We start from the raw sequence: 13,324 nt of genomic DNA, 5'->3' as shown, positions 1-13,324 counted from the left end.
AAAAATGTCTCAGAAGGTTTTCTGTAGCTCGATAAGGTCAGCAAATTGAGCCGTCTCTCCCGCTGCGCGCGCGCCGACCGAACGCAGGATGTCCTGCCCGCTGAGAATGGCGCTCTGCAACAGCACCGTATGTTGCAGGGATTCGTAGACGCCGTGGTCGCGGCTGTAGAGCATTGCGCGCTTGATGCCATTGATCGCCACCGGCGGGCGCTCGGCAATGCGCCTTGCAGCAGCAAAAGCACCATTGAGGAGTTCTTCAGCCGTGGGGAAAACCTTGGCAAGCAACCCCAGACGATAGGCCTCTGCGGCATCCAGGGTGTCTCCAGTCAGTGCCAGATAGCGGGCGACACCGGAGGGAATCAACCGCGGCAGACGCTGCAAAACGCCCAGGTCAGCCATCATTCCGACGTTGGTTTCCTCAATGCGGAATTTTGCCGTCTCCGTGGAGAAACACAGGTCACATGCCGCAATCAGATCGAAGCCACCACCGATGCAAGCACCTTGCACAGCAGCGATTACCGGGAAACGCGCTTTCTCCAGAGCATTCAGCGCCCCCTGCATGCGCTCCAAATTAACCTGCAGCACCTCGCGCTCTTCCGGGCAAGTCGCGTGAAACTCCTTGGCAGAGGAGAACATCTGCATATCCAGACCACCGCAGAACACCTTCCCCTGCGCGGAAATCACCATCGCCCGCACCTGGCCTGAACGGCTCAGTTGGTCAACCGCCTCGGGCAGCTCGCTCCAGAAGGCCCGAGTCAGACTGTTGGCCTTATCGGGACGGTTGAGCTGCAGGTGGGCGATGCCACCCTCTACGCTGACGGCAAAACACTCGTAGGTTGAAACCATGGATACACCTCATTCATAGAATGTTATCGATGTTAAGATTTTAATCTTATCGACGTCAAGATACATCCGAATGATAAGATCAATGCCTCCTCCAAACGCATCCAGGCCGGTCCCGAGAATGAACAAGACATCCCAACGAGCAAGAGACACCTACCACGTAGGCAACCTCGCCCCGCAACTGCTGAGTGCCGCCCGGGAGATGCTCGAAGAGGTGGGGCCGACGAAGCTGTCACTACGCGCGGTATCGGAACGCGTCGGGGTAAGCTCAACGGCCGCCTATCACCACTACGCAAACCGCGCCGAGCTGGTCGGCTATTTGGCGGCTCAGGGTTTTCGCGAGCTGGGCATCGCGCTACGCAGCGCCGACCAAGGTAATGTCGGCCTGCAGAAGCTGCGCGATGCAAGCCTGGCCTATTTCAGTTTCGCCCGCGCCAACCCGGCGCTGTACCAACTGATGTTTGGTCCGGAGTTAGCCAGCAACCATATGCCTCTGGAGTACCGCGAGGCTCGCGATGAGGCGTTTGGCGAGCTCAAGCGCATAATCGCCGAGGTACTCGGTCAGGGAATGGACAGCGCGGAGGTGCGCCGATCCGCGTTGGCGAGTTGGTCCTACACCCACGGCCTGGCTTCCCTGGTCATCCATGGTGTTCTGCAGTTTCCAGCCCCCACCACCGATGAGCGCTTCGTGGACAGCACGCTGCAGGGGTTTGAACACCTCTTCAAGATTCGCGCCAGAGAGGATTGAAAGCAGCAAGCGCCCCCAGGCGGTCAGCAAAATCAATGAGGGGGCGCCAAGAGGCGTGTCCCCATTCAGGTGCTGCAGGCATCGCTTTACATCGCCTTGAGCCTGGGCAGCGATACCCAAGTGGTTAACGCGTGGACCGAAGCACCAGGTAGCCAAGGCGAGTCGCAGGGTCTCCTTGAGCGCTAGCAACTGGTTACCCCGACGGCGCCGTTTGCGGGCGCTAGCTAGGGTGCAGCGTGCCCCAGGCCTCGCAACCAAGCCGCCAGCTGCGCCACGGCCTGCTCGGCGGTCTCGCTGGCGCCGACCCAACTGCAGGCGAGCATCAGGTTACGCGGCAAACCAAAGTCCTCAACCTGGAAGCCGTCGGCGCAGTATCCCTGTTCGTCATGGTCTACCTGCTCAATCAGCGGTTGCTGCTCCGCAAAGTAAGCCCACACCGGCTTACCCAGAGCGCAGGCGAACCCGACCTCGAACACCGTCCCAGAATCAGGCTCGGCGCCGCGAAAGCGGCCCAGGTTGGCGAGCACCGCATCGGCGCTGCGCAAGGCCTGCAGGTTGGCCTGGCAGATCCACTGCGCTGGCTGCGTCTCGCCGGCCGGCACCTGCGCATCTAACGGATAGAGCCCGCGCAGGCCATGCTCGGCGCACAGTTGTTTGAGATAGGCGCCGCGCCCCAGCGCGTCGGGATAAAACACATCGAAGCCGGCCAGATACACCGAGGGCACGGGGTTCTCCTGCAAGGTCAAATCGAGGGGGCAAGGGTGGCCAGGGCGCTCGGCTCATCGATATCCAGGCACACGCCAGGGTCAGCCACCGTCAGCACCTTAACGTATTCAGCGCGGGCCCGCACAACCGAGCGTGCGCCAACATCGCCCTCCAGCGCCAGCAGCTCGGGCCAGAAGCGCCGACCAAACAGCACCGGGTGACCGCCTCGCCCCTGAAACTGGGGCTGCACGATATGCTCTGGATCGCTCGCAGCGATGACCGCCTGTAGCGTGTTTTGCTGCAGGCAAGGCATATCCGCCAGCAGCACCGCAAGCACCTCCGCATCGCTTTGCAGTAGATGCTGTACCCCCAGCACCAGAGAGCCGGCCATGCCGCGCTCACCGTGCGGGTTGAAAAGCACCTGCACACCCTCGGGCACCCCGAGGGCGGCGGGGTCATCGCCCTCACGCAGCACCAGGGTGAGCTGTCCGAAAGCATCCAGGGCGCGCGCCATGGCAGCCTGCAGCATGCTGTGGCCGCTGGCTAGCGGCGCCCGGCGCTTATCGCTGCCAAAGCGCTGACTGCTGCCAGCCGCCAGCATCAGGGCGGCAACGCGACGGCTCAGGGCACTGCGTCCAGCAGCATGACCTCACGCTCAGCGATCAGGCCATCCAGCGCCTTGCCCATCGCCAGGTAGTGTGGCGCCTGGCGATGGGCTTCAATCGCCTCCATGCCGGCCCATTGCTCGACAAAGACAAAGCGCTGATGATCGCTGCGATCATGGTGCAGCACGTAACCGCGGCAACCGGCTTCGGCACGGGATGGCGCCACAGCGCGATGCAAAATACCGGCAACTTTCTCGGCAGCGCCGTCCGCCGCGCGCAGTACGGCAACAATGGTAATGATTTCAGACATCTAGTATTTCTCACTCAGCGAAGGTGAAACGACCCGGGCGTGACGCTCAACCGGCACCGGGTCATGAATGGCGGTGCGTCGCTGCTGTAGCTTGCCGCCCTGGCGCTGGTGCGCCACCGCCGTTATTTCAGCCAATACGGCCAGCGCCACGCTCTGAGGTGTATCGCCGCCCAGATCCAGGCCAACCGGGTAATGAAGCTGAGCAGGCAGCGGACGCTGAACGCCGGCGAGCAGACGCTCGGTGCGCTCACGTGGCCCCAGCTGGCCGATATAGCAGGCGGCTGACCGCACGGCCAGATCAAGCCAGCAGGCGTCCTGCTGCAGGCTGTGGGTCATGATAACCACAGCCGCATCGTCCAGCAGTGGCAGCAGCGCATCCGGTTGCTGCAAGTCGCCCTGCAGCACCGCATGCGCATCGGGGAAGCGCGCGGCACGGGCAAAGTGCGCTCGGCTGTCGATCAGCGTCACATGCAGACCCTGCAGGCGCGCCATGCTCACCAACGGTTGGGCGTCATGCCCGCCACCAAAGATGACCAGCCGGCGCGCCGGACGCAGCGGCTCAAGCAGCACCTCCAGTACCTGCCCACCTGATTGCTCAAACTGGTGCAGGCTGGCCCGAGGGGCGTCCCGCGCCTGCAGCAACAGCGAGTGAAGTGGCGCCTGCAGCGAGGCCGGCAGGCTGCCGGCAGTGCGCCCCGCCCCATCCAGAACCAACCGCTGGCCAAGCAGTCCGCTGTGCGCGGGGCCTACCACCGTTGCCATTGCACCGCTCTGCGGCGCCACCAGGTCACGAGCGTTAGCCAACAGCAGTTGGCAGGCCGGCGAGCTTATCCGCTCAAACAGCAGGTGCACGGTGCCATTACAGCCCAGTCCAAACCGCACAGCCGCGTCGCCGTCCTCTGCATCCTCGGCAGTGCTGTAACTGCGCAGCGCCGGCCCGCGCTCGGTCAGCCACCAGGCGGTGCGCGCCACCTCGGTCTCCAGGCAGCCGCCGCTCACAGTGCCGGCGGTCTGACCCAGCGTATTGATCAGCATGCGCGCGCCAGGGCGGCGGTATGCCGAGCCTTCAACCTTGACCACCGTGGCCAACACCGCCTCTTCACCCGCGCCCTCGGCCACTGCCACCGCTTCCAGCAGCTGCTCAAGCTCGCTCATGCCTTACCTCCGGCGCAGTTCAATGGCCGGTGTTGCCGCGCCGTGCAGCAACATCCTCGGCGCTCAACGTACCGCCACTCTGACCAAAGTGCTGCAACACGAAGCTGCCGACAGCAGCCAGCTCGGCATCCTGATAGGCGTTGGCAAAGTTGGGCATCTGCTGGTCGACCCGCAGGTGCGGCGCCGCATGGCCGCGCAACAGGATGTTGAGCAAGTTGGTGCCGGCGGGGTCATTGACCGTCTTCAGCCCCGACAGAGTCGCCACAGGGCTCTGGGTGCCCTCGCCGTTCCAGCTGTGACAGCCGGCGCAGGCACCGGCAAACAGGTGGCCACCCAACCCGCCATCGGTCACCGGCGTTGCGGCAGCCGTCGTCGGTTGCGGTCGCGGCACGCCCTCGGCCTGCGGCTCGGTAGTGAGCAGATAGGTGGCAATGGCTGACAGGTCATCACTGTTCAGGTGTCGCAGACTGTGACTGACGACATCACCCATCGGCCCGCTCGCGACGCCCTTGCCAGGCGCATAGCCCTTGCCAAGGTAGCTGACCAGTTCAGCCGGCGACCAGGCGCCGATACCGTACTGTACGTCGCTGCTGATGTTGTAAGCCTGCCAGCCCTGCACCAGGTTGCCGGCCAGCGGCTGGCTGCTGCTCAGCGCCTGAGCGAAGTTACGCGGCGTGTGGCACTCGCCACAGTGGCCGGGGCCCTCGACCAGATAGGCGCCACGGTTCCACTGCTCAGACTGCGTCGGGTCCGGCTCAAAGCGGGCGTTATCGTGGAACACCAGATTCCAGAAGAGCATGCCCCAGCGCTGGTTGAAGGGAAACGAGAGGGTGTTCTCCGGCACCGTGTTGCTGACCGGTTCCAGGCTGAACAGGTAGGCTTTGATGGCCTGCACGTCCTCGTCTGGCATCAGGGTGTAGGAGGTGTACGGAAACGCCGGATAGTAGCGCTTGCCGTCCTTGCCGACGCCCTCGTGCAGCGCGCCCAGAAAGTCCGCATCGCTCCAGTCGCCAATGCCGGTTTCCCGGTCGGGCGTGATATTGGGTGAATACAGCGAACCGAATGGCAGCTTGAACTCCACGCCACCCGCAAAGGGTTCGCCACCGGGTACTGTGTGACAGGCCACGCAGTCGGCGGCCGCGGCCAGATACTTGCCGCGCTCGATCAGCGCCTGGTCATCAGCCAGCGCGGGGAGACTCAGGGCAGCCAGAGCCAGCCCGCCAATCAGGGTTTTGCTCGGATGCATGGGTCAGGCTCCTTGTACCGGGAAGTATCCAGCGCGGCTCAACGGCAGGCGCCGCAAGCGCTCGCCAGTGGCGGCAGCCAGCGCATTGAGCAGGGCCGGACCGATCAGCGCGGTGCCCGTTTCACCCACCCCACCGGGGTCTTCGCTACTGGGCACAATGTGTACCTCCACACCGGGCGCTTCGTTGATGCGCAGTTGGCGGTAGTTGTGGAAGTTGCTCTGCTGCACCTGCCCCTGCTCAAGGGTGATTTCGTTGAACAGCGATGCCGACAGGCCAAACAACGTGCCACCCTCGATCTGCGCCAGCACCGAGGTAGGGTTGGTGACCAGGCCGCAGTCGATGGCGCTGACCAGACGCTTGATGCGCACGCCCTTGTCCGCTTGCACTTCCAACTCGACAACAGTCGCGAGGAAGCTGCCAAATACCGCGCTCACCGCGATGCCTCGGCCCTGGCCGGCAGGCAGCGGGGTCTGCCAGCCGGCTTTCTCGGCCGCCAGTTTAAGCGCCGCCTGCGCCCGCGGATGGGCGTCCATCAGCGCCAGGCGGTAGTCGACCGGGTCTTGGCCGGCGTTGTGCGCCAGCTCGTCGATAAAGCACTCCAGTGCCAGGGTGCTGCGCAGCGGGCCAACCCCGCGCCACCAGGAGACCGGTACGACCTTGGGCTCCTCGCGAATGTAATTGACTTGCAGACTGTCCAGCGCATAGATCGGCTCGATAGCCACCTCAACCGCGTCGAAGTCGACACCGCTGGGCGGCAGGCCGCCTATGTAACGCGCCAGCACCGACGCCCCGGCAATACGGTGCTGCCAGCCCTGCAGGCGACCGTCGACGTCCAGCGCAGCGGTCAGGCGATCGACATAATGCGGCCGATAGAGGTCATGGGTCATGTCCTCTTCGCGGCTCCAGATCAGTTTGATCGGATAGTCCACCTGCTTGGCAATGGCCACCGCCTGGGTGATGAAATCAAAATCCAGTCGGCGGCCAAAGGCACCACCGATCAACTGGTTATGCACCTGAATACGCTCGGGCGGCAGGCCGGTCACCGCTGCGGCGGTCTGCTGGGCGAACGCCGGCACCTGCGTGCCCACCCATAGCTCGCAGGCGTCGGCCCGCACCTGCGCCACGCAGGTCATCGGCTCCAGCGGCGAGTGCGACAGGAACGGCTGCTCGTACACCGCCTCAAAGGTGCTGGCAGCACCGCTCAGGGCCGCCTCGATATCGCCGCTGCTGTGCGCAACCACACCATCTCGGCTACTGGCGTCCTGCAACGCCTGGTCCAGCCGAGCGGAGTCGATGGCCGCGTGTTCACCCAGGTCCCATTCCACGCGCAGCGCCTTGAGCCCCTGCTGGCAGGCCCAATAGTTGCTCGCGGTAACCGCCACAGCGTTATCCAGCGTCACCACATCCTGCACGCCCGGCACCGCCCGGGCGGTACTGGCATCAACGGATTTGAGCTTGCCGCCGTACACCGGGCAGGTCAGGGTGGACGCCACCAGCATGCCCGGCACCTGTAAATCGATGGTAAAGCGCGCCTTGCCGTTGACCTTGGCCGGCGTATCCAGCCGCGGCGCGGGCGTGCCGAGCAGGCGGAACTGTTCCGGCGTCTTGAGCACCACAGCCTCTGGCAAGGGCAGAGCGCTAGCAGCATCTACCAACTCGCCGTAGGGCAGCTGCTGACCATCAGGTCCATGCACCACGCCCTCACGCGCCTGGCACTGCGCCACATCCACACCCCAGCGCGCCGCAGCGGCCTGAATCAGCAGCAGCCGTGCGGTTGCTCCGGCCTCACGCAGCGGCTGCCAGGAATGCCGGGTGGAGGTGGAGCCACCGGTAGCCTGAAACTGCATCAGCGAGTCGGCATACAGCTCGCTGTCCGGCGGCGCGTCTTCCACGCTGACGGAGGACAGCGGCACCTCAAGCTCCTCGGCCACCATCATGGCGATGCCGGTATGCGCGCCCTGCCCCATCTCGATCTTCGGCGAAATGACCGTGACCTGGCCGTCATGGCCAACCCGAACATAGGCGCCGTAGCCGCGCGGAGCCTGGTCGCCCAGCCGCCCGGCGGCGGTCACTTCGGCCGCGACGCTGTGCGGGACAAAGCCCGGCAGCCAGGTGCTGAGCACCAGGCCGCCCAATGCGGCACCCGAGCCCTGCAAAAACCGGCGACGTGATACGCCATTGCCTGACTGACTCATGCGGCACCTCCGGCGTCCACGTCCTTGATCGCCGCACGGATGCGCGTATAGGTGGCGCAGCGGCACAGATTGCCAGCCATACCGGCATCAATCTGGGCATCACTGGGGGTGGGGTGGCGCTGCAACAGCGCGGTAGCAGACATGATCTGGCCTGACTGGCAGTAGCCACACTGCACCACCTCGTGGGCCAGCCACGCCTGCTGCACCTGGGCGCCCAGCGCCGACTCGCCAACCGCCTCAATGGTGGTCACGGCGCGCCCGGCTACGGCACTGACCGGCAGCACGCAGGAGCGTACCGCCTCGCCGTCCAGATGCACGGTGCAGGCGCCACACTGGGCGATACCACAGCCGAATTTGGTGCCGGTTAGCCCGAGCACATCACGCACCACCCAGAGCAGCGGCATATCTTCAGGCACATCCAGCTGGTGCTGGGTGCCATTCACGGATAACTGAATCATTAGAACCTCGTCAGGCTACGAGTTTTATGGTTTTTCTATTTAAATTAGCAGCTGCATCAGGAATGGGACACCAAGCTGCCCAATGTCGAATACGAGACAGGCGACACCTCCAAGCCATCGCCGGTCCGCTGCACGGTCAACGGACATAAGGAGAGAAGAATAACCAGCCCTGCCGGTTGGCTGATAACACAAAACCCCGAGAGCCTTGCACGATCAAGCAGACACACCCAAGCCCAGCGGCGCGGCGCATGTCTCAAGGATCATGGCAACCGCCCGCTGGGCGGGTGGCGACAGGGTACGATTGGCCAGGCGAATCAGGTGGCTGTGCAGCAGATAACGACGCGCAGGCAAATCGGGCGCCAGGCGCTGTGTCAGGTCCACCAGCCGACCCGCCTGTACATCCTCCTGCAACCAGCCAGCCCAGGTATGCAGCAAGCTGTCGCTCTGCAGCACTGTCTGCCGCAAAAGATGCAGATTGTTGCAGCTGGTGATGGCCAGCGGACGGCTGTCTGTCGGCAGGTCCAGCAGGCGCAGCACATGAGCAACAGAGGCGTCGTTAAACAACGCGGCAGCCCAGGGATAGTCCAGCAGGCGCGAGGATGGCAGTGGGCTATCCAGCCCGAGCAATGGATGGCCCCGGCGGCAATAGATAGCCGTCGCGCTGGCTGAGAGCTGCTCAACCTCGAGACGCGAGTCTTGCAGGCGTGAGACTTCATGCAACTCCCCCGTGGCACCGACCAGAAACTCAATGCGCCCCTGCTCCAGCAGGCGCAACAGATTCTGCCAATGATCCACCTCCAGGTTCAGCCGCAAGCCCGGGCAGTCCCGGCGCAACGCCGGCAACACCTCGGCCATGTAGCTGTGGGCCGCCATAAGGCCTGCCCCGAAGTTGAGCTCCCCCCCTTCGCCGTTGGCCAAATACTGCGCCGAGGTGCTCAGGTCGTCAGCGCGCCGCAATAGCTCACGGGCCTGTTCCAGCAGTTGCCGTCCCGCCACCGTCAGCTGAACGCTGCGCGTACCGCGGTCAAACAGCCGCAGTTGCAGATCGTGCTCCAGCGACTGAATACTGCGACTCAGGGCGGTCTGCGACAGGTGCGCACGCTTGGCGGCACGCGAGAAGTGCAACTCCTCACTAAGCAGCACCAGATGATTCAATCGTCTGAGGTCTATTGATGAGTTCATAGCATTAATGATCGGCAATATATGCATTGGACTATCTTTATATCAGTACCAATACTGTCGACCAAGGCCGGCATTGCACTGGCCGCCACAACAACAAAATCACAGGGGAACCTCATGAAACGCCCAATGCACTGGCAGCGCGCCTGCCTTTCCATGCTGCTTGGCGGCCTGCTTGGCAGCCAGGCCTTCGCGGCGCAAACGCCGCTCGACGCGCACGCCAGCGACCCGCAGGTCATGGGTTGGATGCAAGGCTTTCCGCCAGCCGCCGACAAGCAGGTGACCTTCAACAACTATCTGCACTTTCCATATACCCGCTGGGCCTTTTCGCACATTCGCGAACTGCTGCCGACCGCTACGGTGGGCCGCGCGGGCGCCGCAACCAGCCCGCTGCCGCAGGCGCTGCGCGAAGACATCGACGCACTCCAGTTCCAGCTGGCCGATGGCACAAAGATGACCTGGGCCCAGTCGCTGGACGCCAACTACACCGACGGCATCCTCGTGCTGCATCGCGGCAAGGTAGTTTACGAGCGCTACGCTGGCGCCTTGCAGGCAGACCGGCCGCACATGGCCTTCTCGGTCACCAAATCCTTTATTGGCACCCTGGCCGCCATGCTGGTTGAAGAAGGCGTGCTGGATGAGCAGGCAAGTGTCGCCAGCTACGTGCCCGAGCTGGCAGACAGTGGCTTTGGCAACGCCAGCGTGCGCCAGGTGATGGACATGACAACGGCCATTCGCTACTCGGAAACCTACTCCGACACCACTGCCGAAATCTGGGAATATTCGCGCGCCGGCAACCTGATTCCGCGCCCAGCCGACTACAAAGGTGCCACCTCGCTGTACGCCTTCTTGCAGAAGGTACAACCCGAGGGGCAGCACGGCGACGCCTTCGCCTACAGAACGGTCAACTCCGATGTGCTGGCCTGGGTGGTACAGCGCGCAACCGGCACCTCCTTTGCCGACCTGCTGGAGCAGCGCATCTGGGGCAAGCTGGGCGCCGAACAAGATTCCTACATCGTGGTGGATCAGGTAGGCACCCAGTTTGCTGGTGGCGGCATGAACGCCAGCCTGCGTGACATGGCGCGCTTTGGCGAGGCGATGCGCAACAACGGTCGCTTCAACGGCCAGCAGATCGTGCCCGAGGCGGTAGTGGCCGATATCCGCGCCGGTGGCGATAAGGCCAAGTTTGCCGGCGCCGGCTACGCCACGCTGCCCGGCTGGAGCTACCGCAACATGTGGTGGGTGGCCGGTGAGGAGCAGGGCATGTTTGCCGCACGCGGCATCCATGGGCAAACCATCTATGTCGACCCCAAGGCCGAGATGGTGATCGCCCGCTTTGCCTCCAACCCGGTTGCCGCCAACGGCGCCAACGACCCGGTTTCACTACCGGCGTACGCTGCGTTGGCTCAGCACCTGAACGCGCGCTAGCGCGCCAGGCGGTAGAACAGGTTGGGCTCGCTGACGACAAACAGCTCGCCGCGATCATCCAGAATCACACCCTCGGGCTGGGGAATGGGCTCTTGCAGGCCCACGCCCCGTCCGAGCGAGCGCTGACTCAGCAGCTGGCCCTGCGGGCCGAGTTCGAACAACAGGCGCGACTCGTCGCTGAGCAGCACCAAATGACCGCTGCGCGGCTCAACGGTGATGGCCGACAGATCGCTGGACACACCCGCGTCATCGATCCAGGCAGTCAGATCCTGCACATCCAGCTGCAGGTTGCCCTGCAGTGTGCTGCGCAGCCCGGCAACCCGATACAGGCGCTGTGGCTCCCGCTCCTTGACCAGATACAGCAGATCGCGCCCGCGATCGTAAGCGATGCCTTCAAAGCCCTTGTTGTCGTCCGACAGGCCAATGCCCAAGGTCAGCTGACGGGCATCAGCGCGGCGCAGCGGCTCACCTTCGAAGGGCAAGGGCAGAATGCTGATGCGCTGCACGCGCTCCTCGACAATCGCCAGCAAGCCATCGCCGAGCCAGGCCAGGTCTTCGGTGTCCTTGAAACCAACCAGCGCATGCTGCGCCAGCAGGCTGCCCTGACGGTCAAGCACCAAGAGTTGCTCGGGGCCGGAGTTGGTGATGGCCAGCAGCCGATCATGCTCACCGTCGTGGGTAATCCCCGAGAGATCATCACCAATGCCAGCGACCACCACGGCTGGCAGGGTGACGCGAAAGTTCTGCAATGATAGGGCCGAGGGTGGCAGTGGCGTAGCCGGCCGCAGTGAGCCCATCAGCAACGCTGCCAGCGTGAACAGCGCCGCCAGCAGCGTCAGTGTCCGCCTGCGCAACCGCCAGCGCGGTGCAGACGGAAAAAGACGCTCATGTCCAATGTGCATATCCACCCCCGGTCTATAGACCGGGCATGATGCGCCACCGGCATGACAGCCATGTGACCCTGCGGGCCGATCAGCGGAACGGCGGCTCGTCGAAGCTGCGCAGCTTGCGCGAGTGCAGCGAGTCGAGCTGGCTGCGCATCAGCTCCAGAGCATGTATACCGATGTGCAGATGCTGCGTAACAGCACGCTCGTAGAAGGCGCCAGCCGCGCCCGGGAGTTTTATCTCACTGTGCAGGGGCTTATCAGAAACGCACAACAGCGTGCCGTAGGGCACCCGCAGGCGATAACCCTGAGCGGCGATGGTACCGCTCTCCATATCCACTGCGATGGCGCGTGCCTGGTTGATCAGCGGCCGCTCCTGGGCCCAGCGCAGTTCCCAGTTGCGGTCATCGTAGGTCAGCACCGTACCGGTTCGCAGACGCCGCTTGAGCGCATCGCCCTGTTCACCGGTCACATCGGCCGCAGACTGCTGCAGCGCCTGCTGCACCTCGGCCAGGGCCGGCAGCGGGATATTGGGTGGCAGCACCCGATCGAGAATGCCGTCACGGCGCATGTAGGCATGCGCCAGCACATAGTCGCCGATGGTCTGCGACTGCCGCAGGCCACCGCAATGGCCGATCATCAGCCAGCAGTGCGGGCGCAGTACTGCCAGATGGTCAGTGATGTTCTTGGCGTTGGACGGGCCAACGCCAATGTTGACCAGGGTAATGCCTTCGGCCGGGTTGTCGCCCTGCAGATGATAGGCCGGCATCTGGAAGCGGTGCCAGACGACCGACTCGATGATCGCCTGCATTTCGCCCTCGCTCATGCCCCGCTCGACTAGCACGTTGCCCGGCAGCACCATGCGCTGAAAACGCGAGTCGCTCTGCAGCATGTCCAGCCCGTGGCGTATGAACTGATCCACATAGCGGTGGTAGTTGGTCAGCAGAATCCACGGCTGCACATGGCGCCAGTCACTGCCGGTGTAATGCACCAGCCGGCGCAGGGAGAAGTCGGTACGCGCGGCGTCGAACAGTGCCAGCGGCAACGGGTCTTGATTTTCCCAGTCGTACAGACCATCTGCGGTGCCGTCGTTGGCAGCTGACAGGTCGGTACTCGGGAACACCCGCGCCAACTCCGCGGCGGTCACCCCCGAGGCACCCAGCTCATCGCCCTGCTCCACCACGTAGGGGTAAGGGATGTTGGCCTGGCTCGGCCCCACCTCTACCGTTACGGTGAAATCGGACATCAGCGGACGCAGCTGATCCAGCAGGTAACTGCGAAACGCCTCCGGTTGGGTCACGGTGATGGCGTAGGTGCCGGGTACCTGCACCTTGGCATAGGCGCGCACACTGCTGGGCACCTCGCCCTGACAGTGATACGTCAGGCGCAGCTCCGGGTAACGGTAGGCGCAGCGGTCAGCACCGGGGTGGGTGCGGTCGGCAAGGTACTGTTTGAGGGCGGAGCGCAGCGCGCTGGTCGCTTGCTGGTGCAGCGCAGCCAAACGGTCTACCGCCGCTTCAGGGGTGTCAACCTTCACAAAATCGTCAGGGCAAACGTGGGTCACAGA

Annotated in this window: 13 protein-coding genes; 2 read left to right on the top strand and 11 right to left on the bottom strand. The window is 63.9% G+C overall.

Going from position 1 to position 13,324, the window contains the following annotated elements; all coding sequences use genetic code 11:
- Positions 1 to 9: 9 nt before the first annotated feature.
- Entirely contained in the window at positions 10 to 846 is an 837-nt protein-coding gene (locus HV822_RS11015) for an enoyl-CoA hydratase-related protein (protein WP_238870033.1), read from the bottom strand.
- Between the two features lie 118 nt (positions 847 to 964).
- Here HV822_RS11015 and HV822_RS11010 point away from each other — a divergent pair, with 118 nt between their 5' ends.
- Positions 965 to 1,591: a TetR/AcrR family transcriptional regulator gene (locus HV822_RS11010; protein WP_238870032.1), complete on the top strand. Its 627-nt coding sequence runs from the start codon at positions 965 to 967 to the stop codon at positions 1,589 to 1,591.
- Positions 1,592 to 1,815: 224 nt separating this feature from the next.
- Here HV822_RS11010 and HV822_RS11005 read toward each other — a convergent pair whose 3' ends face one another.
- From HV822_RS11005 to HV822_RS10970, 8 genes are all read right to left on the bottom strand, one after another.
- The gene (locus HV822_RS11005) at positions 1,816 to 2,316 is read right to left on the bottom strand and encodes a nucleoside 2-deoxyribosyltransferase (protein WP_238870031.1); all 501 of its coding nucleotides are present in this window, start codon (positions 2,314 to 2,316) and stop codon (positions 1,816 to 1,818) included.
- Positions 2,317 to 2,333: 17 nt separating this feature from the next.
- On the bottom strand, positions 2,334 to 2,897 hold the full coding sequence (locus tag HV822_RS11000) for a nucleotidyltransferase family protein (protein ID WP_238870030.1): 564 nt from the start codon (positions 2,895 to 2,897) through the stop codon (positions 2,334 to 2,336).
- Between the two features lie 20 nt (positions 2,898 to 2,917).
- Positions 2,918 to 3,211, bottom strand: a complete 294-nt coding sequence (locus HV822_RS10995; protein ID WP_238870029.1) for a putative quinol monooxygenase — start codon at positions 3,209 to 3,211, stop codon at positions 2,918 to 2,920.
- Positions 3,212 to 4,366, bottom strand: coding sequence for an XdhC family protein (locus tag HV822_RS10990; protein WP_238870028.1), 1,155 nt, complete (start codon positions 4,364 to 4,366; stop codon positions 3,212 to 3,214).
- A 19-nt stretch (positions 4,367 to 4,385) separates the two neighbouring features.
- Positions 4,386 to 5,612 carry a cytochrome c gene (locus HV822_RS10985; protein WP_238870027.1) on the bottom strand — a complete coding sequence of 409 codons (1,227 nt, stop codon included), beginning with the start codon at positions 5,610 to 5,612 and terminating at the stop codon, positions 4,386 to 4,388.
- 3 nt (positions 5,613 to 5,615) lie between these two features.
- Complete coding sequence (locus tag HV822_RS10980) at positions 5,616 to 7,808, bottom strand: xanthine dehydrogenase family protein molybdopterin-binding subunit (protein WP_238870026.1); 2,193 nt, start codon at positions 7,806 to 7,808, stop codon at positions 5,616 to 5,618.
- Entirely contained in the window at positions 7,805 to 8,266 is a 462-nt protein-coding gene (locus HV822_RS10975) for a (2Fe-2S)-binding protein (protein WP_238870025.1), read from the bottom strand. Before HV822_RS10975 ends, HV822_RS10980 begins: the two co-directional genes overlap by 4 nt.
- A gap of 213 nt (positions 8,267 to 8,479) precedes the next feature.
- The gene (locus tag HV822_RS10970; protein WP_238870024.1) at positions 8,480 to 9,409 is read right to left on the bottom strand and encodes a LysR family transcriptional regulator; all 930 of its coding nucleotides are present in this window, start codon (positions 9,407 to 9,409) and stop codon (positions 8,480 to 8,482) included.
- Between the two features lie 153 nt (positions 9,410 to 9,562).
- Here HV822_RS10970 and HV822_RS10965 point away from each other — a divergent pair, with 153 nt between their 5' ends.
- Positions 9,563 to 10,873, top strand: coding sequence for a serine hydrolase domain-containing protein (locus HV822_RS10965; protein WP_396264851.1), 1,311 nt, complete (start codon positions 9,563 to 9,565; stop codon positions 10,871 to 10,873).
- Here HV822_RS10965 and HV822_RS10960 read toward each other — a convergent pair.
- On the bottom strand, positions 10,870 to 11,775 hold the full coding sequence (locus tag HV822_RS10960; protein ID WP_238870023.1) for an SdiA-regulated domain-containing protein: 906 nt from the start codon (positions 11,773 to 11,775) through the stop codon (positions 10,870 to 10,872). The two genes, HV822_RS10965 and HV822_RS10960, sit on opposite strands and share 4 nt — an antisense overlap.
- Before the next feature lie 70 nt (positions 11,776 to 11,845).
- Positions 11,846 to 13,321: an AMP nucleosidase gene (amn, locus tag HV822_RS10955; protein WP_238870022.1), complete on the bottom strand. Its 1,476-nt coding sequence runs from the start codon at positions 13,319 to 13,321 to the stop codon at positions 11,846 to 11,848.
- Between the last annotated feature and the right edge of the window lie 3 nt (positions 13,322 to 13,324).

It is taken from the genome of Halopseudomonas maritima, from assembly GCF_021545785.1.
GTDB classification, from domain to species: Bacteria; Pseudomonadota; Gammaproteobacteria; order Pseudomonadales; family Pseudomonadaceae; genus Halopseudomonas; species Halopseudomonas maritima.
This window is presented reverse-complemented; position numbering and strand designations above follow the sequence as displayed.